Raw genomic sequence first — 17519 nt, 5'->3', positions numbered from 1 at the left:
CACAGGGGCTGCGCAGGTGTCTCATTAGCGCTGTAATGGCCAACGTGGTCAGTCAGGGCGCCCAGGAGAGCGGAACGCGAACGCTGCGTGCCGAAGGTGCCCTCAAGGCGATCGCGGTCGATCACGAGTCGCCCGATCGGCTGCGCCGCGTCCTCGAACAGGCGCTCGTCTTCGCCGGTGCGGCGCTCGCCGCCGTCTACGCGCCCGGCGAGGACGGCGAGCTGCTCTGCCTGATGGAGTCGGCCGGCGTCCCGAGGACGCTGTACGGGCTGCGCGACAGCTACCCGCGCGCCGGACGGTCCCCGGCCGCCGAGGCCCACCGCCGCGGGCAGCCGGTGTCACTGAGCCCGGCGGAACTCGCCGAGCACGCCCAGGCGCGGCGCGTACCGTCGAGGGACTTCTTCCTGACGGCCCTGCCCGTGCAGGGCGACGGCGGCTGCCTGCTGGCCGTGACCGAACGGCCCGGTGGGTTCGGCGCCGACGACCTCCGCTGCCTGGAACTCATCGCGGACGCGGTCGCCTTCACCGTCCCGGCCGCGCCCGCCGAGGCCGGTGAACTGCCGCCGAGCGCCTTCAGCCTCGCCATGGACACCGGACGAGTCCGGGTCGGCGACGACCTGCTGGACCTGTTCGGCCTGGACCCGGTGGAGTTCGACGGCCGGGTCGAGACACTGCTCAGCCTGACCGTCCCCGAGGACCTGCCGTCGCTGATGTCCGTGGTCGAGGCCGACCACATGTCCATCGGCGACCGGGAGCTGGAGTTCCGGGTGCTCCAGCCCTCCGGGCCGCCGAAGTGGCTCCGGCTGCGCGGGCGCCTCCTGCCCGGCGGCGAGGGCCGCCCGGCCCGCCTCGTGGGCACGGTCGTCGACGTCTCCACACTGCGCTCCGACGTCACCGACGTCGCCCGCGTCCAGCGCCTGGCCGCCGCGCTGGCCACGGCCGTCACCGTCCGCGACGTCGGACGGGCCGTGGTCGCCGCGCTGCGCCGGCCGCTGCGGGCCGACCGGATCGCCCTCGCCGAGCTGGAGGGCGACCGGCTCGTCGTCACCGTCCTCGACCCGCCCGAGCCCGAGGCCTGGCCCGAGCTGTGGCGGTCGGAGTGGCGCACCGAGTGGCCCGACGCACCCGTGCGCGCCATGCCCACCCTCGCCGCCGCGCTGCGCGAGGGCCGGGCCCGGATCTGGCCCGCCGGCAGCTCCCTGGAACGGGCCCTGGCCGAGGTCGGCCCCGGCGGCCTCGCCGTGCTGCCGCTGCCCGCCGGGAACCGCATGGCCGGAGCCTGTCTGATCGGCTGGGACACCCCGCACGACTTCGGCACCGACGAACGCGCCCTGCTCACCGCCTGCGCCGGCCTCGCCGGACAGGCCCTGATGCGGGCCCGGGCCTTCGACGCCGAGCACGAACTCGTCGGCATGCTCCAGCGCCAGCTGCTGCCACGCAGCCTGCCCCGGCTGCCCGGCGCGGTGGCCGTCGCCCGCTACCTGCCCAGCACGGCCGGGCTCGAACTCGGCGGCGACTGGTACGACGTCATCCCGCTGCCCGACAACCACGTCGCCCTCGTCATCGGCGACGTCCAGGGCCACAGCGCCGGCGCCGCCACCCTCATGGGCCAGATGCGCACCGCCCTGCGCGCCTACGCCGTCGAGGGGCACCCGCCGGACGTCGTGGTCGCGCACGCCAACCGGCTCCTGATGGACATGGAGAGCGACCTCTTCGCCACCTGCTGCTACGTCGACGTCGACCTGGAGGAGGGCGCCGCCTGGTGCGTGCGCGCCGGGCATCTGCCGCCGGTGCTGCGCTACCCGGACGGCCGGACCGACATCGCGGAGGCGGAGGGCGGCCCGCCCCTCGGGGTGGTCGCCCGGGCCGACTTCCCCATGAGCCCGCTGCGGCTCCCGCCCGGCACCGTCATCGCGCTGGCCACGGACGGGCTCGTCGAGACGCCCGACTCCGACATCGACGAAGGCATGGAGCACCTGGCCGAGCGGCTCGCCGAAGCCACCCCCACCGCCATGGGGCTCGTCGCCGACGCCCTCCTGGGCAACGCCCCGCGCAGCGACGACGTGGCCCTGCTCCTCCTGCGCTACGACGGCATGGAACTGCGCCCGCTGAGGGAGAGCTGGACGGTCTGGCGGGTGCCGCAGGCCGTCGGGCACGCCCGCCGCTTCGCCCGGCGCACCTTGCGTTCCTGGGGCGTCACCGTGGACTACGACGCCGCGCTCCTCGTCGTCTCAGAACTCGTCACCAACGCCCTGGTCCACACCGACGGCAAGGTCCGGATGGACCTCACCCTCGTCAACAACCGCCTGCGCATCGCCATCGCCGACGCCTCACCCCGCTCACCGGTCCGGCCGACCAGCATCGGCTGGGAGGCCACCGGCGGCCGGGGCATCCTCCTCGTCGAGGCCCTCGCCGCGACCTGGGGCACCCTGCCGGTCAGCGGCGGCAAGCAGGTGTGGGCGGAACTGGTGCTGGGACGCTGACCCGGTCGCGGCGGGCGGTGCTCCCGCTCAGCCGAGCCGCTTCAGCAGCTCCTGGGCCAGCGGGGCCGACGACGCCGGGTTCTGGCCCGTGACCAGGTTCCGGTCGGCGACCACGTGCGGGGCCCACGGCTCACCGGCCCGCACGGTCACCCCGGCCTCGGTGAGGCGGTCCTGGAGCAGCCACTTCGCGCGGTCGGCGAGGCCGCCCTGGATCTCCTCGGCGTTGGTGAACGCCGCGACCTCGTAGCCGGCGAAGACGTTGGTGCCGTCGGCCCCGACAGCGGCCAGCAGCGCGGCCGGCCCGTGGCAGACGACCCCGAGCGGCCTGCCCGACTCCAGGGCCCGGGCGAGCAGCCGGCCGGAGTCGGCGTTCACGGCGAGGTCCTCCATCGGGCCGTGGCCGCCGGGGTAGAAGACGGCCGCGTAGTCGTCCACCCGGACGTCCTCGAGACGGACGGGGTGGCGCAGCTCGGTGAAGGACTCCAGCGCCTTGGCGACCCGGTCGGCGTTCTCCTGGCCCCCGTTCACCTCGGCGGCGAGGGAGGCCCGGTCGACGGTGGGCTCGACCCCATCGGGCGTGGCCACGACGACCTCGTGGCCGGCGGCCCGGAACGCCTCGTACGGGGCGACGGCCTCCTCGGCCCAGAAGCCGGTGGGGTGTGCGGTGCCGTCGGCCAGGGTCCAGGTGTCGGCGCCGGTGACGACGAAGAGGATCTTCGACATGGTGGGTGCATCTCCGTGAGGACGGGCCGCGGTCGGACAGCGCGGCGATAATTCGGATGAGCTCGACGGTAGGCCCCCGCACCGCCGGTTTTCCAATGGCAGAGCCAATGGCAGCCATAGGGATTCCAATGGCGCAGCGCAGTAGGGTCGGATCGTGTGAGGCCCATCGATCCCCTCGGCACGTCCGGCACGCCCCCGCAGTACGACCTCAACCTGCTGCGCACCTTCCTGGCCGTCTACCGGTCCGGCTCCTTCACGGCCGCCGCGCAGCTGCTGGGCCTGTCCCAGCCCACCGTCACCACCCAGATCCGCTCCCTGGAGCGGCAGACCCGCCGGGAGCTCTTCGAACGGCTGCCGCGCGGCGTGGCCCCGACCGCCGTGGCCGACGAACTCGCCGCCCGCGTCGCGGCCCCCCTCGACGCGCTCGCGGAGGCCACGGGGCACGGCCCCCAGGAGCGCTCGCGCGCCGAGCCGGTCCACCTCGCCGGGCCCGCCGAGTTGCTGTCCACCCGAGCCCTGCCAGCCCTCGCCCCGCTCGTCACCGAGGGCGTACGGCTGCGTGTGACCATGGGGCTCACCGAGCCCCTGCTCGACGAACTGCGCGCCGGCCGCCACGACCTGGTGATCGCCACCACCCGGCCCCGCGGCCGCACCCTGTCCGCGGTGCCGCTGACCGACGAGGAGTTCGTCCTGGTCGCCGCTCCCGACTGGGCCGAGCGCGTCGCGCGGCGACCGGCCGCCGACGGACCCGCCGCGCTGCACGACATCCCGCTGATCACGTACGCCGAGGACCTGCCCATCGTGCGCCGCTACTGGCGGCACGTCTTCGGCCGGCGCCTGAACTGCCGCGCCGCAGTCTCGGTCCCGGACCTGAGGGCCGTCCTCGCGTTGGTCACGGCCGGTGCCGGCTACAGCGTGCTGCCGCGCTACCTGTGCGCCGGGGAGCTGGCGTCCGGCGCCCTGGTCCTTCTCGACGCCCCCGAGGACGCGCCGATCAACACCGGCTTCCTCGTCCAGCGGCCGGGCACCTCGGACAACCCGCACGTGACCCTCGTCCGCGACCGTCTGCTGGCGGCCGGCCGCACCTGGTGACGCCGCGGGCCGGCCGGGTACCCGCCGCGGCGCAGGACGGAGAAGACACCACGAGCCGAAGGAAGAGGAACGTCATGGCTCAGCATGTCCGCGACATCATGACCGGCGACCCGGTCACCGTCGAACCGCAGACCTCCGTCGCCGAGGTCGCGCGCATCATGCGCGACGAGGACCTCGGAGCCGTACTGGTGACGGAGGGCGACCGGCTGCGAGGGGTGGTCACCGACCGTGACATCGTGGTGCGGACCGTCAGCCGGGGCGGTGACCCGGAGCGGATCACCGTCGCCGGCGCGTGCAGCGACGAGCTGGTCACCGTCGGCCCCGACGAGGACCCGGCCCAGGCGGTGGGCCTGATGCGCGAGCACTCCGTGCGCCGCATCCCGGTCGTCGACCACGGGCATCCCGTGGGCATCGCCTCCCTGGGCGACATGGCCATGGAGCGTGACCCGGAGTCGGCGCTCGGTGACATCAGCGCCGCGCACCCCAATGCCTGACGGGCGCGGTCGGAACGCGTCCGCCTAACTGGTGTTCCGAACCCCGGTCCGGAGCAAGGGACTTCGGCATCGCGCCGCAGGTGCTCCGGTCCGGGTTTGTTCGGTTTTTCACTGGGGACTCGAACAGCAGTGGAAGCAGAAGGAAGATGATGAGTCGTGGAGTCCATGGACACCAGTGAGAAGCCCGTCGTCCGTCAGCACGAGACCGGCTGGTCGAAGGCACGCCGTCTGCGCGGAAAGGCCGCGCTGCGCACCTGCCTCCCCGCCGTCGAGGACCGGGGCACGCCCGGAGTGGCGCACTCCGGGGCGGAGTGGAACATCGTCCGGGGTGAGGACTGATACCTCGCCCGCGGACCGCGCGGTGTCGATCCGAGTAACTCCGCGCATCGACAACCAAAAGAAGTGATGTTCACATCCGCCGGATCACGACTAAGGTGAACCGAATGAAGGCTCTCGTGCTGTCCGGCGGCGCAGGAACAAGACTGAGGCCGATCACGCACACGTCGGCCAAGCAACTGGTGCCCGTGGCCAACAAGGCCGTGCTGTTCTACGGGTTGGAGTCGATCGCCGAGGCCGGCATCACCGACGTCGGCATGATCGTCGGGGAGACCGCCGAGGAGATCGAGGAAGCGGTCGGGGACGGGTCGAAGTTCGGCCTCAAGGTCACCTACATCCCCCAGGAGCGGCCCCTGGGGCTCGCCCACGCGGTGCTGATCGCCCGGGACTACCTCGGTGACGACGACTTCGTGATGTACCTCGGCGACAACTTCATCGTCGGCGGCATCACCGGCCTCGTCGAGGAGTTCCGCGGCAACCGGCCCGACGCCCAGATCCTGCTCACGCGGGTGGCCGACCCGCGCGCCTTCGGCGTCGCCGAACTCGACCCGTCCGGCCAGGTGATCGGCCTGGAGGAGAAGCCCGACCAGCCCAAGAGCGATCTCGCGCTGGTCGGCGTCTACATGTTCACGGCCCTCATCCACGAGGCGGTCCGCGCCATCGAACCCTCCTGGCGCGGCGAACTGGAGATCACCCACGCCATCCAGCACCTGATCGACACCCGCGCCGACGTGCGCTCCACGGTCATCAAGGGCTACTGGAAGGACACCGGCAACGTCGGCGACATGCTCGAGGTGAACCGCACGGTCCTCGAAGCCATGGAGCGCCGCATCGACGGCGAGGTGGACGACGCGTCCGAGACCATCGGGCGCGTCGTGCTCGAAGAGGGCGCGCGGATCGTCAACTCCCGTGTCGTCGGACCCGTCGTCATCGGCTCGGGCACCGTCGTCAGCAACTCCTACGTCGGCCCCTTCACCTCCGTCGCCGAGAACTGCCGGATCATCGACAGCGAGCTGGAGTTCTCCATCGTGCTGCGGGACTCCTCGATCCAGGGCGTCGGCCGCATCGAGGCCTCGCTGATCGGCCGGCACGTCGAGGTGACCCCCGCCCCCAGCGTCCCCAGCGCCCACCGTCTCGTCCTCGGAGATCACAGCAAGGTGCAGATCACTTCATGAACCTCCTCGTCACCGGCGCCGCCGGGTTCATCGGCTCCCGCTACGTCCGGGCACTGCTCGCCTCGGACGCGCCCGACGCGCCGCGCATCACCGTGCTGGACAAGCTCACCTACGCCGGCACCCTCGACAACCTCGAACTGACCCACCCGCGGCTGGAGTTCGTGCAGGGCGACATCTGCGACGCCGAACTGGTCGACAAGCTGATGGCCGACGCGGACCAGGTCGTGCACTTCGCCGCCGAGTCCCATGTCGACCGCTCCATCAGCGGCGCCGCCGACTTCGTCCGCACCAACGTCCTCGGCACCCAGACCCTGCTGGACGCCGCCCTGCGCCACGGCACGGGCCCCTTCGTGCACGTCTCCACCGACGAGGTCTACGGCTCCATCGAGACCGGCTCGTGGCCGGAGGACCACCCGCTCCAGCCGAACTCGCCGTACTCGGCCTCCAAGGCATCCTCCGACCTCCTCGCGCTGGCCTACCACCGCACCCACGGCCTGGACGTGCGCGTCACGCGCTGCTCCAACAACTACGGCCCGCACCAGTTCCCCGAGAAGGTCATCCCGCTGTTCGTCACCAACCTCCTCGACGGCCACAAGGTGCCGCTGTACGGCGAGGGCCGCAACATCCGCGACTGGCTGCACGTCGACGACCACTGTCAGGGCGTCGACCTCGCCCGCGCCAAGGGCCGGCCCGGCGAGGTCTACAACATCGGCGGCGGCACCGAACTCACGAACAAGGAACTCACCGGCCTGCTCCTGGAGGCCTGCGGAGCGGACTGGGACCGGGTGGAGTACGTCGAGGACCGCAAGGGCCACGACCTGCGCTACTCCGTCGACTGCTCCAAGGCCCGCGACGAACTCGGCTACCGCCCCCGCCACGACTTCACCACCGGCCTCGAAGAGACCGTCGCCTGGTACCGCGGCAACCGGGCCTGGTGGGAGCCCCTGAAGCAGCGCGTCGCCCAGGAGCGGGCATGAGGTGGCTGATCACCGGCGCGGGCGGGATGCTCGGCCGTGACGTCGTCGAGGAACTCACGCGCCGCGGCGAGAGCGTCGTCGGCCTCGACCGCGCGGCCCTGGACATCACCAGCCCCCCGGCCGTCGACTCCGCCGTGCGGGAGCACCGACCCGACCTGGTCGTGAACTGCGCCGCCTACACGGCCGTCGACGACGCCGAGACCGACGAGGCCCGCGCCCTGGAGATCAACGGCGACGGCCCGCGCCTGCTGGCCCGGGCCTGTGCCGCGCACGACGCCCGCCTCATCCACGTCTCCACGGACTACGTCTTCTCCGGCGAGGCCCGTACCACCCCCTACCCGGAGGACCACCCGACCGGCCCCCGCACCGCCTACGGCCGCACCAAACTGGCCGGGGAGCGGGCCGTGCTGGACGAGCTCCCCGGGGCGAGCGCGGTGCTGCGCACGGCGTGGCTCTACGGTGTCCACGGCTCCCACTTCGTCCGGACCATGATCGGACTGGAAGCACGCCGGGACACCCTCGACGTCGTCGACGACCAGCGCGGGCAGCCCACCTGGAGCGCGGACGTCGCCGAGCGGATCGCCGACCTCGGCCCCCTGCTCGGCCCCGAGGCGCACGGCGTCTTCCACGCGACCAACTCCGGCGAGGCGACCTGGTTCGACCTCGCCCGGGAGGTGTTCTCCCTCATCGGCGCCGACCCGGACCGGGTACGCCCCACCAGCAGCGCGGCCTTCCCCCGGCCCGCGCCCCGCCCGGCGTACAGCGCCCTCGCGCACCGCCGTTGGCAGGAGATCGGCCTGCCGCTGCCGCGCGACTGGCGCTCCGCCCTGCACGAAGCACTGCCCCGCATCCGCAAGGAAGGTCTTCCTCGTGAAACGCCATGAGTTCCTCCGGGAACTGCACAAGGTCAGCGCCAATCGCAACTACCTGGAGATCGGCGTCAACGACGGGCGCAGCCTGACGCTGTCCCGCGTCCCCAGCATCGCGATCGACCCCGCCTTCAAGGTGGTCTCGGAGCTGAGGTGTGACGTCCACCTGGTGAAGGCCACCAGCGACGACTTCTTCGCGCGTGACAATCCCCTCCAGCACCTGAAGGGCGGCCGTCACCCGCTGCGCAACCTGCGCCGTGGCCGCAGCCCGATCGGCTACTGGCGCAAGACGACGCTGGACCTGTCGTTCATCGACGGCATGCACCTGTTCGAGTTCGCGCTGCGCGACTTCATGAACGTCGAGAAGTACTCGGACTGGGGCAGTGTGATCGTCCTCGACGACATGCTGCCGCGCAGCGTGGACGAGGCGGCCCGGGACCGGCACACCAACGCCTGGACCGGCGACGTCTACAAGATCACCGAGGTGCTGGCCCGCTACCGCCCGGACCTGGTCACGGTGCAGGTGGACACCGCCCCCACCGGCCAGCTGGTCGTCTTCGGTGCCGACCCGGACAACCGGGTCCTGCACGACAAGTACGACGAGATCATGGCCGAGTACAAGATCCCCGACCCGCAGAAGGTCCCCGAGACGATCCTGGAGCGGGCCGGTGCGGTCCGCCCCGAGACGCTCCTGGAAGCCGGCTTCTGGCGCCCTCTCGCGCAGGCCCGCAACCGCGGCCTGCCCCGCTCCATCGGCTGGGAGCCCCTGCGCAAGGCGTTGCAGCAGGTCGGCGTGAGCCGCTGAACGACGGCGCCGGCCACCGCCCGAGGACGGCCGGGGCCGACACCCTTCCCGGGTTGCACGGAGCGCAGGCCCGGACGCCGATCGCGTCCGGGCCTGCGGCGTGTCCGAGCTCGGGCCGAGGGCTACGCCCCCTGCTCGCTCCGCAGTTCCTCGTAGTACGCCAGACAGGCCTCGTACGAGGGCAGGAGCCCCTGGCGTTCCGCCTCGGCCAGGGTCGGGGCCTGCTCGTCCTTGCGGGACAAAAGCGGGGTGATGCCCTGGGGCCACTCGATGCCCAGCGCCGGGTCCAAGGGGTGGATGCCGTGCTCACGGCCCGGGGCGTAGCCCTCCGAGCACAGATAGACCACCGTCGCGTCGTCCGTGAGGGCCATGAAGGCGTGACCGAGGCCCTCCGCGAGGAAGATCGCGTGCCGCGTGTCGTCGTCGAGCCGTACGGCCTCCCACGCCCCGTAGGTGGGGGAGCCGACGCGGATGTCGACCACCACGTCCAGGACGGCACCGCGGACGCACGTGACGTACTTGGCCTGACCGGGCGGTACGTCGGCGAAGTGCACACCCCGCAGCACGCCCCGCCTGGAGACCGAGCAGTTGGCCTGCGCCAGGGACAGGTCGTGTCCCGTCGCCTCGCGGAACTCCGCACCGCGGTACCACTCGTGGAAGCTGCCCCGGTCGTCCGGAAAGATCTTGGGCTCCAGTAGCCAGGCGCCCTCTGTCCCCAGCGGTCGCATGCCGTCACCGCCCTCCGTTCCTGATACGGGAATTCACCTTCCGGCGCGCGGTACCGAGCACGCGTCGGGCGCGCCGGGCCAGCCGCAGCGCGACACCGGGCCCCGGCACCGGCGTCACCAGCAAGCTCCCGCCCCCGGCCCGCAGCGCGAACGGCAGACCGGCGAAACGGGCCCGGGCGGAGCCCGGGTTCGGGCACACGGCCACCCGCCAGACGTCGTCCGAGAGATCCTCGGGCAGGACCGCCTTCAGCACCGAGCCCGGCCGGTCCGCGCCGGGGGAGAGGGTGCCCGGCGTCTCCAGGATCCGGCGGGAGGAGACGAACCTCAGCCGCACCTCCGTGTCGCCCGGGACATGCACCGGGAGCAGGACCCGGAACCGGTCGTCGGAGACGGTGACGTCCCCGGGTTCCACGCGGCCCAGCCCGAGTCGTTTGCCGCGCGCGCCGAGCTCCAGGGAGAGGTTGCCGTGCGGTGCGGTCCAGTACGGCAGGACCGGGCGGCCGCCGACGACCCCCGCGAGGGGTGTGGGCCGGTCCTCGCGCGGCGCCGGGCCCAGCCGGCACTCCTTGGTCCAGCCTCCCGACTTCACCCGGACGAGTGCGTCCCAGGCGCCGTCACGCGGCAGGACGCCCGGGTCGACCGTGGCGGTCCCCCGCAGCAACAGCCGGACCTCCTCGCCGTCCCCGACCGGCACGGTCTCGCGGGTGAACTCCACCGGCTGGAAGTACTGGGCGGCGCTGGTGCGCTCCCGCAGCAGCAGATCGGCCGTGGCCTGCCCGAACCGAGCGGCGGTCTCCGAGGCCACCCAGCGCACCGCCTCGGTCACGTCCTTCGGTACGTCGGTCAGCGGCGCGACCTCGGCGTCGGCAGGGAACAGCATCGGCTCGCCGTCGGACAGGTACTCGGCCGTGAAGCCGATACGGAGTGAACCGTCACGCCACTCGATGTCCCCGGGGGCCGCCGTGGGGCCGACACCTGCCTCCCACTCCGCGAAGGCCACCACGTCGTCGTACCGGTCGGCCGCCGTCAGCGCGGCGATGACCTGTTGCGTCGGCTGCAGACCGGCCGCGACACCGGGCCCGAAGCGCTCGACGACGACCTCGTGGATCTCCCCGAACAGCTCGCGGCGGTAGTCGTCCGGCAGGCTCAGCAGGCGCTTGGCCCGCAGCCGCTCGACCATCTCCACGCGCAGCCACCGCCGGAACAGCCGGTCGCGCACCGGACCGGGCTCCGTGTACTGCTCGACGACGTCGAGGGCCTCGCGCAGGTTCTTGAAGTAGCCGACGGGGTCGAAGCGTTCGAAGCCCGCGTTGGAGCTGTCGTCCCGCCGGATGTGGTAGTAGCAGACGTAGTCGCTGAGCACCGAGACGTTCTCCGCGCGCAGATACGCCTCCGCGATGAAGACGTGGTCCTCCAGGCGCCGTCTGCCCTCGGGGAAGCGCAGGCCGATGCGGTCCAGGAAGGCCCGGCGGACCATCTTGTGCGGGGTGAGGCTGTCGATGAGCGGGGCGTTCTCGACGGTGGCACGCGGGTGGTTGCGGCGGAACAGCTCCACCGGCACCCCGCGGTTCTTGCCGGCCATCTTGCCCACGACGACGTCGGCGCCGTTGGCCGTGCCGTAGTCGTACATCCGCTCCAGGGCCTCGTCGCCCAGGTAGTCGTCGTTGTCGACGAACATCACGAACTCGCCCCGGGAGGCCTCGACGCCGACGTTGCGGGGCTTGCCCGACCAGCCGGAGTTCTCCTGGTGGATGACCTTCATCCGGGGGTCCTCGGCGGCGAGCGCGTCGAGCCGGGCCGGGGTCTCGTCGGTCGAGCCGTCGTCGACGAAGATCACCTCGAACTCGTCGGGAGGCAGCGACTGCCGCTGCAGCGAGGAGATGCAGTCCTCGATGTAGATCCCCGGGTTGTACACGGGGACGATGACGCTGACCTTGACCGGCATCGGGTTTCCGGGCCCCTTCGGGTCGCTTGCCGTAGACGTCCTGTTGTGCTGCGTGTTGCCCGATGCTAACCCGCTCGGCGAGGTCGCCTCACCTTTCGAGACCTCGCCGTGATCATCTCCGCGGACAGGGCAACTGAGCTGCGGCGTCTGTCTGTTCGCGGTCAAGGTGGCTCAGTCGGAGACATCCACGCCGTAGCCCCGGGCCAGGGCGCCCAGCCCCTGGTCGTAGCCCTGTCCCACGGTGCGCAGGCGCCACAGCGGGCCGCGGCGGTAGCGCTCGGCGGGCAGCAGGGTGCGCTCGGTGGTCGCGGCGTCCAGGGGGGCCTGGGCCAGGGGTGCGGCGCTGATGCCCGGCCCGGAGCTGATGTGGATCGCGCCGACGTCGCCGAAGGTGGGCGAGCCGTCGATGGCCGCGGCGACCACGACCTCGCGGGCCGAGGGTGGCAGTGCGGCGGGATCGACGCCGATCGTCTGCTCGCGGTCGGCCCGTCGCTGTGCAGCCGCACCGTCCCGCCCGGATTCTCCGGCGCCCCGTAGAAGACGAAGTCCTCGTCGAAACAGACCTGTTCCTCCTCGTCGACGACGAAGGCGACCACGTCGATCTCGCACGACGTCTGCTGCGCCCAGGTCGCGGTGACGGTCCGGGGGACCGAGCGTGGCGGCGTGGCTGCGCGAACGGGTCGGGCCCACCGGGCGCGTGCTCGCCACCGACATCGACGTCTGCTGGACCGGGACGGCCGCCACCGAGGGAGTCGAGGTGCTCCGGCACGACGTCGGACGCGACGCCCCTCCCCCCGGTCCCTTCGACCTGGTGCACGCCCGTCTCGTCCTGGTCCACGTCACCGAGCGCGACGCCGCACTGCGCTCCACGGTGCAGGCCCTGCGACCCGGGGAAGTGCTGCTGGTCGAGGACGCCGACCCCGCGTGCAGCCGCTGATCTGCCCCGACGAACACGGCCCCGAGCAGGAGCGGGCCAACCGGCTCCGTTCGGGGAGCGGCATCAGCCGCGGTCGGGTCGGTCGGGCGTCTTCGTCGCGCTGTGGCATGGCGACCTCCGGATTTCCGAGGGAATCACCCTGGGAGACCGGCTGAACACCTGACGGTGAAGAGGCGGGAGCAGTCAGCCCGTCGGGTCGAGCACGATCTTGCGGACGCCGTCGGAGCGGCCGGCGAACAGTTCGTACGCCGCCGGCCCCTCGGAGAGGGCGAAACGGTGGGAGACCACGACCTCGGGCCTGATCCGTCCGGCACGGGTGAGGGCCATCAGGGGAGGGAGTTCGTAGTGCACCGAGCACAGCCCGATGGCGAACTCCAGTTCCTTGACCTGCGCCAGGTACATGTGGAACGGGAACGCCTTGTTCTGGCTGACCCCGATGACGCTGACCCGGCCGGCCTGCCGGACCGCCTTGAGGGCGAGCTCGATCGTGGCGTCGGAACCCACCGCCTCCACGACGGCGTCCGGCCCGCGGCCGGCGGTCATGTCCCGGATCACCGCCCGCACGTCGTCACCCTCGACCGGCTCGACGCCCAGGCCGGCGGCGAAGGCGCGGCGCTCCGCGACCAGGTCCACGCCCAGCACCCGCGCCGCGCCCATCGCGAAGGCGGACTGGGCGGCCATGAGCCCGACCGGGCCGAGGCCGACGACCAGGACGGTCTCACCGGGCTGGATACGGGCACGGCGGCAGCCGTACCAGGCTGTGGGGGCGTTGTCCGTCAGGACGACGGCGGCCTCGTCGGAGATGTCCTCGGGCAGATGCACCAGATTGACGTCGGCGCAGGGCACCGCCAGAGCCTGGGCCTGACTGCCCTGGAGTTTCGGGCTGACTCCGTAGCAGAGCTCCGTGCTCGACGTGGCGCGCTCGCACCGGGCGGTGAAGCCGGCCGCGCACTGCCGGCACTGCGCACAGCCGACGGAGGCGGGCACCAGGACCCGGTCGCCGGGCTTGAAGCGGGTGACCTGGTCACCGGTGCCGACGACCACGCCGACGCACTCGTGTCCCGGTGTGTAGCCCAGGTCCGCGCTGAACCCGTTGCCGCCGTAGATGTGTAGGTCGCTGCCGCAGATGCCGGCCGCGGTCACCCGCACCACCGCGTCGGCGGGGCCGGTGACGGCCGGGTCGGGGACGTCCCCGAAGCGGATGTCGTGACGGCCGTGGTAGGTCAGTGCCTTCATCGGATCTCTCCCTCCCCTCGGCCCGGTCAGTCAGCGATCTTCAGCACCAGCTTGCCGTGGTTGTCACCACGGAACAGGCGCATCAGGGTGTCGGGGAACTCCGCGACCGAGCCGGACACCACGTCCTCCAGGGACTTCAGCCGGCCCTCGGCCCGCCACGTGGCCATCTGAGCGATGCCCTCCGCGTACCGATCGGCGTAGTCGAACACCACGATGCCCGTCATGGAGGCTCGGTTCACCAGCAGCGACAGGTAGTTGGCGGGGCCTTGCGGCTTGGTGCTGTTGTACTGGGAGATCGCGCCGCAGACCACGACGCGGGCGCCGCGCGCCAGCCGCAGCAGCACGGCGTCCAGAACGTCGCCGCCGACGTTGTCGAAGTACACGTCGACGCCGTCGGGTGCGTGTTCGCGCAGGGCCTTGCGGACGTCCTCGCTCTGGTAGTCGATCGCGGCGTCGAATCCGAACTCGTCCACCACCAGGCGGCACTTGCTCTCGCCGCCCGCGATGCCGATGACCCGGCATCCGAGGATTTTGGCGATCTGCCCGACGACGCTGCCGACGGCCCCGGCCGCTCCGGAGACCACGACGGTCTGCCCCGGCTCGGGACGACCGACCTCGATCAGGCCGAAGTACGCCGTCAGGCCCGACATGCCGAGCGTGCCGAGAAAGGTCGGCAGGGGAGCGGCCGCGGGGTCGACCTTGGTCACGCCGCGCCCGTCCGACACGCAGTACTCCTGCACGCCGAACGTGCCCGACACATGGTCGCCGACCGCGAATCCGGAGTGCCGGGAGGCGACCACCCTGCCCACCGCGCCGGCGCGCATCACCTCGCCGATCTCCACCGGCCGGATGTAGGACCTGCCCGCGTTCATCCAGCCGCGCATCGCCGGGTCGATCGACAGACAGAGCACCTGCACCAGGAACTCCCCGTCGCCCGGCTGCGCCGCCGGCTCCTCGGCGTGCTCCCAGTCGGTGGGGCGCGGCTCTCCCACGGGACGTGCGGCCAGGCGTATCTGGCGGTTGATCGTGCTCATTTGCGGCGCCTCTCCTCGGCTACATACCGCCCAGTCGGTACGGCCGTGAGCGTACGGGTGCCCGCCGTCCGGGGCAAGAGCCGGAGCGCCACGACTCACGGCTCATGCGGCCGGCCGGCCCCGGGCGGCGAGCTACTCCTGTCCCGGCACCGCCATCTCCCCGAGCAGCGACCAGTCGTCCTGCGGGACGTTCGCGTTCACGATGCGCGGCGTCTCGGCCAGATGCGGGGGCAACGTCTGCTGGGCGGCCTTGAAGTGCGCGGACTGCACGTGCGCGGCACCGGCCTCGTCGTCGCGGAAGGCCTCGACGAGGACGTACTCCGACGGCTCCTCCACGCTGCGCGACCAGTCGAACCACAGGCAGCCGGGCTCGGCGCGCGTCGCCCGGGTGAAATCGGCGGCGATCTCGGGCCAGCGGTCGGCGTGCTCGGGGCGGACGCGGAACTTCGCGGTGATGAAGATCATGGGATTCCCTTCGGTGAAGTGCGGAAGTGCACTGGGGGTTCAGGAGGAACGGTACGGATGCACCGCCCCCTCCGTCGCGGTCAGTGGCGCTCCGGTGCCGCCCCACCGCAGCGCCACGATCTCGGCGGCGACGGACACCGCCACCTCCTCGGGCGTACGTGCCCCGAGGTCGAGGCCGACCGGTGAGCGCAGCCGGGACAGCTCGCGCTCCGTGAGCCCGGCCTCGGCCAGCCGTTCCGCACGGTCGGCGTGGGTACGGCGGCTGCCCATCGCCCCGATGTAGGCCGCCGGGCGGCGCAGCGCCTCCGTCAGCAGCGGCACGTCGAACTTCGGGTCGTGAGTGAGGACGCAGATCACCGTACGCTCGTCCGTGGTGGTGTCGCGCAGATAGCGGTGCGGCCACTCGGCGACCACCTCGACGCCCTCCGGGAAGCGCCGGGGCGTGGCGAAGACGGGGCGGGCGTCGCAGACGGTGACCCGGTAACCGAGGAAGTCCCCGATGCGGGCCACGGCCGCGGCGTAGTCGATCGCGCCGAAGACCAGCATCCGCGGCGGCGGTGCGAAGGACTGCAGGAACACGCTCACGGAGTCCTCGCGGCGCTGCCCCTCGGGCCCGTAGTGCCGCAGGCCGGTGGCGCCGAGAGCGAGTTCGCCGCGGGCGTCGGCGGTCACGGCCGCGTCCAGGCCGCTCGCGCCGAGCGTGCCGAGGGTCCGGTCCGGCCAGACGGCGAGGGCCGCCCCGCGCGGGGCCGGGCCGTCGGTCACGGTCGCCACGGTGACCGGCTCGCCCGCCGCCACCGAGTCCGCGACGGCGCCGAAGCCGGGATCCCGCTCGGCCGTGACCGCGCGCACGAGCAGAGTGATCTCGCCGCCGCAGGTCAGGCCGACCGCGAAGGCGTCCTCGTCGCTGTAGCCGAAGGTCTCGAGACGGGCCTCGCCGCCAGCGGCGACCTCCTGCGCCAGCTCGAACACCGCACCCTCGACACAGCCCCCGGAGACGCTGCCCACGACCTCCTCGTCCGGGCCCACCGCCATCGCCGCGCCCGGGTCGCGCGGCGCGCTGCGGCTGACCTGGACGACCGTCGCGAGTCCGAACGGCACCCCGGCCGCGTACCAGCGGCCGAGCACCGGGAGAACGTCACGCACGAGCCGCTCCCTTCCTTGCGCGCACCCCGCCGGGTACCCCGGCAGCGGTCGATTCTGTTGTGGCCCTCCGCACAGGTCTGCCGCACTGCTCAGGACAGCGATGTCACCGAGTCCGAAGGAGCGCCAGATGCGCACCGCGTGCATGTCTCAGCCAGGAAAGGACCTCTCTCCCAAGGACATGACGCTTCGTGCACATGCTCAACCTGGGAATTCTCGCCCATGTCGACGCCGGTAGGACCAGCCTGACCGAGCGGCTGCTCCATTCGGCCGGGGTGATCGACGAGATCGGCAGCGTCGACGACGGGAACACCCGCACCCGACACCCTCGCCCTGGAGCGCCGGCGCGGCATCACCGTCAAGTCCGCCGTCGTCTGCTTCCCGCTCGACGGCGTGGCCGTCAACCTCATCGACACCCCCGGCCACCCGGACGTCATCGCCGAGGTGGAGCGCGTCCTCGGCGTGCCGGACGGCGTCGTCCTGGTGATCTCCGCCGTCGAAGGGGTGCAGGCGCAGACGCGGGTGCTGATGCGGACGCTGCGGCGGCCGCGCATCCCGACCCTGCTCTTCGTCGACAAGATCGACCGGAGCGGGGCGCGCCACGAGGCGGTGCTGCGGGAGATCTCGGCCCGGCTGACCCCGGCGATCGTGCCGATGGGGACCGCCGTCGGCCTCGGCACCCGCGCGGCCCGCTTGGCCGGAGCCCCCGGGCTCGCACCGGCCGCCGCCCTCGACGTCCTGACCGGGCACGACGACGCCCTGCCGGCCACGTACATCGAGAACACCGTCAGTGCCCGAGACGGCACGGAACCGGGAGGACGTCTGCGTCCTCGAAGGCACCGCGCCTGCCGCCCGGGTGCACGCCCTCGAACAACGGCTGCCGGGACTCACCCGCGGCGAGGGCGATCTGGAGAGCTCCTTCGCCCGCTACGCGCCGGTCACCCACGGCACGATCCCCGAGCGCCCGCGCACCGACCACAACCCGCTGAACAGGAAGGAGTGCTTGTTGAGCGTGACAGGGAGGGTGAGTGGCTGAAGTGTGAGGGTCGGCCTAGCGGGACTTACTCCAGAGTCAGG

General features: G+C 72.2%; 16 protein-coding genes and 3 pseudogenes. 11 read left to right on the top strand and 8 right to left on the bottom strand.

The window, feature by feature from the left end; all coding sequences use genetic code 11:
- Positions 1-35: 35 nt before the first annotated feature.
- Positions 36-2483 carry a SpoIIE family protein phosphatase gene (locus HDC93_RS16055; RefSeq protein WP_185011348.1) on the top strand — a complete coding sequence of 816 codons (2448 nt, stop codon included), beginning with the start codon at positions 36-38 and terminating at the stop codon, positions 2481-2483.
- Positions 2484-2510: 27 nt separating this feature from the next.
- Here HDC93_RS16055 and HDC93_RS16050 read toward each other — a convergent pair whose 3' ends face one another.
- Complete coding sequence (locus tag HDC93_RS16050) at positions 2511-3206, bottom strand: type 1 glutamine amidotransferase domain-containing protein (protein WP_185011346.1); 696 nt, start codon at positions 3204-3206, stop codon at positions 2511-2513.
- A gap of 156 nt (positions 3207-3362) precedes the next feature.
- Between HDC93_RS16050 and HDC93_RS16045 the strand changes: the two genes are divergently transcribed.
- The 7 genes from HDC93_RS16045 to HDC93_RS16015 all read left to right on the top strand — a co-directional run bounded on the left by HDC93_RS16045 (position 3363) and on the right by HDC93_RS16015 (position 8954).
- Positions 3363-4298 carry a LysR family transcriptional regulator gene (locus HDC93_RS16045; protein WP_185011344.1) on the top strand — a complete coding sequence of 312 codons (936 nt, stop codon included), beginning with the start codon at positions 3363-3365 and terminating at the stop codon, positions 4296-4298.
- Between the two features lie 74 nt (positions 4299-4372).
- A complete protein-coding gene (locus HDC93_RS16040; protein ID WP_185011342.1) occupies positions 4373-4792 on the top strand; it encodes a CBS domain-containing protein in 420 nt (139 codons plus the stop codon).
- 165 nt (positions 4793-4957) lie between these two features.
- Complete coding sequence (locus HDC93_RS16035) at positions 4958-5131, top strand: hypothetical protein (protein ID WP_221516753.1); 174 nt, start codon at positions 4958-4960, stop codon at positions 5129-5131.
- A 104-nt stretch (positions 5132-5235) separates the two neighbouring features.
- Positions 5236-6303 (top strand): glucose-1-phosphate thymidylyltransferase, encoded by a 1068-nt coding sequence (locus tag HDC93_RS16030; RefSeq protein WP_185011340.1) that lies wholly within the window; start codon positions 5236-5238, stop codon positions 6301-6303.
- Positions 6300-7280, top strand: a complete 981-nt coding sequence (gene rfbB, locus HDC93_RS16025; protein WP_185011338.1) for a dTDP-glucose 4,6-dehydratase — start codon at positions 6300-6302, stop codon at positions 7278-7280. Before HDC93_RS16030 ends, rfbB begins: the two co-directional genes overlap by 4 nt.
- A complete protein-coding gene (rfbD, locus tag HDC93_RS16020; RefSeq protein ID WP_185011336.1) occupies positions 7277-8164 on the top strand; it encodes a dTDP-4-dehydrorhamnose reductase in 888 nt (295 codons plus the stop codon). The genes rfbB and rfbD overlap by 4 nt, the downstream gene beginning before the upstream one ends.
- The gene (locus HDC93_RS16015) at positions 8151-8954 is read left to right on the top strand and encodes a class I SAM-dependent methyltransferase (RefSeq protein ID WP_185011334.1); all 804 of its coding nucleotides are present in this window, start codon (positions 8151-8153) and stop codon (positions 8952-8954) included. The genes rfbD and HDC93_RS16015 overlap by 14 nt, the downstream gene beginning before the upstream one ends.
- A gap of 122 nt (positions 8955-9076) precedes the next feature.
- On the opposite strand, the gene rfbC is transcribed toward HDC93_RS16015, so the two are convergent.
- The 3 genes and pseudogenes from rfbC to HDC93_RS16000 all read right to left on the bottom strand — a co-directional run.
- Positions 9077-9682 (bottom strand): dTDP-4-dehydrorhamnose 3,5-epimerase, encoded by a 606-nt coding sequence (gene rfbC / locus HDC93_RS16010; protein WP_185011332.1) that lies wholly within the window; start codon positions 9680-9682, stop codon positions 9077-9079.
- 4 nt (positions 9683-9686) lie between these two features.
- On the bottom strand, positions 9687-11627 hold the full coding sequence (locus HDC93_RS16005) for a glycosyltransferase family A protein (protein WP_185011330.1): 1941 nt from the start codon (positions 11625-11627) through the stop codon (positions 9687-9689).
- A 171-nt stretch (positions 11628-11798) separates the two neighbouring features.
- Positions 11799-12265 (bottom strand): annotated as a pseudogene (locus tag HDC93_RS16000) (TerD family protein); the annotation flags it as partial.
- Positions 12266-12267: 2 nt separating this feature from the next.
- On the opposite strand from HDC93_RS16000, the pseudogene HDC93_RS15995 reads away from it, so the two are divergent.
- Positions 12268-12620 (top strand): annotated as a pseudogene (locus tag HDC93_RS15995) (class I SAM-dependent methyltransferase); the annotation flags it as partial.
- 127 nt (positions 12621-12747) lie between these two features.
- Here HDC93_RS15995 and HDC93_RS15990 read toward each other — a convergent pair.
- The 4 genes from HDC93_RS15990 to HDC93_RS15975 all read right to left on the bottom strand — a co-directional run bounded on the left by HDC93_RS15990 (position 12748) and on the right by HDC93_RS15975 (position 16445).
- On the bottom strand, positions 12748-13800 hold the full coding sequence (locus HDC93_RS15990; protein WP_185011328.1) for an alcohol dehydrogenase catalytic domain-containing protein: 1053 nt from the start codon (positions 13798-13800) through the stop codon (positions 12748-12750).
- Between the two features lie 26 nt (positions 13801-13826).
- Positions 13827-14834: an NADP-dependent oxidoreductase gene (locus HDC93_RS15985; RefSeq protein WP_185011325.1), complete on the bottom strand. Its 1008-nt coding sequence runs from the start codon at positions 14832-14834 to the stop codon at positions 13827-13829.
- 132 nt (positions 14835-14966) lie between these two features.
- Positions 14967-15299, bottom strand: a complete 333-nt coding sequence (locus HDC93_RS15980) for a putative quinol monooxygenase (RefSeq protein ID WP_185011323.1) — start codon at positions 15297-15299, stop codon at positions 14967-14969.
- Between the two features lie 39 nt (positions 15300-15338).
- Complete coding sequence (locus tag HDC93_RS15975; protein WP_185011322.1) at positions 15339-16445, bottom strand: XdhC/CoxI family protein; 1107 nt, start codon at positions 16443-16445, stop codon at positions 15339-15341.
- 188 nt (positions 16446-16633) lie between these two features.
- On the opposite strand from HDC93_RS15975, the pseudogene HDC93_RS15970 reads away from it, so the two are divergent.
- Together HDC93_RS15970 and HDC93_RS15965 are read left to right on the top strand one after the other, a co-directional pair.
- Positions 16634-17234: pseudogene (locus HDC93_RS15970) on the top strand (GTP-binding protein); the annotation flags it as partial.
- Positions 17233-17478: a hypothetical protein gene (locus tag HDC93_RS15965; protein WP_185011320.1), complete on the top strand. Its 246-nt coding sequence runs from the start codon at positions 17233-17235 to the stop codon at positions 17476-17478. The pseudogene HDC93_RS15970 and the gene HDC93_RS15965, both read left to right, overlap by 2 nt.
- Positions 17479-17519 lie beyond the last annotated feature (41 nt).

The organism is Streptomyces sp. AK010 (assembly GCF_014207295.1).
In the GTDB taxonomy this organism is placed as follows: Bacteria; Actinomycetota; Actinomycetes; order Streptomycetales; family Streptomycetaceae; genus Streptomyces; species Streptomyces massasporeus.
Note: the sequence above shows the minus strand (reverse complement) of the source record. Positions and strands in the feature narration are given on the sequence as shown.

Excerpts from the sequence above, each read along its gene's own strand:
- rfbC (WP_185011332.1), bottom strand. The coding sequence starts at position 9,682 with ATGCGACCGCTGGGGACAGAGGGCGCCTGGCTACTGGAGCCCAAGATC.
- rfbD (WP_185011336.1), top strand. The coding sequence starts at position 7,277 with ATGAGGTGGCTGATCACCGGCGCGGGCGGGATGCTCGGCCGTGACGTC.
- HDC93_RS15980 (WP_185011323.1), bottom strand. The coding sequence starts at position 15,299 with ATGATCTTCATCACCGCGAAGTTCCGCGTCCGCCCCGAGCACGCCGAC.
- HDC93_RS16040 (WP_185011342.1), top strand. The coding sequence starts at position 4,373 with ATGGCTCAGCATGTCCGCGACATCATGACCGGCGACCCGGTCACCGTC.
- HDC93_RS16035 (WP_221516753.1), top strand. The coding sequence starts at position 4,958 with ATGGACACCAGTGAGAAGCCCGTCGTCCGTCAGCACGAGACCGGCTGG.
- HDC93_RS15985 (WP_185011325.1), bottom strand. The coding sequence starts at position 14,834 with ATGAGCACGATCAACCGCCAGATACGCCTGGCCGCACGTCCCGTGGGA.
- HDC93_RS15990 (WP_185011328.1), bottom strand. The coding sequence starts at position 13,800 with ATGAAGGCACTGACCTACCACGGCCGTCACGACATCCGCTTCGGGGAC.
- HDC93_RS16050 (WP_185011346.1), bottom strand. The coding sequence starts at position 3,206 with ATGTCGAAGATCCTCTTCGTCGTCACCGGCGCCGACACCTGGACCCTG.
- HDC93_RS16055 (WP_185011348.1), top strand. The coding sequence starts at position 36 with ATGGCCAACGTGGTCAGTCAGGGCGCCCAGGAGAGCGGAACGCGAACG.
- HDC93_RS16005 (WP_185011330.1), bottom strand. The coding sequence starts at position 11,627 with ATGCCGGTCAAGGTCAGCGTCATCGTCCCCGTGTACAACCCGGGGATC.
- HDC93_RS16030 (WP_185011340.1), top strand. The coding sequence starts at position 5,236 with ATGAAGGCTCTCGTGCTGTCCGGCGGCGCAGGAACAAGACTGAGGCCG.
- rfbB (WP_185011338.1), top strand. The coding sequence starts at position 6,300 with ATGAACCTCCTCGTCACCGGCGCCGCCGGGTTCATCGGCTCCCGCTAC.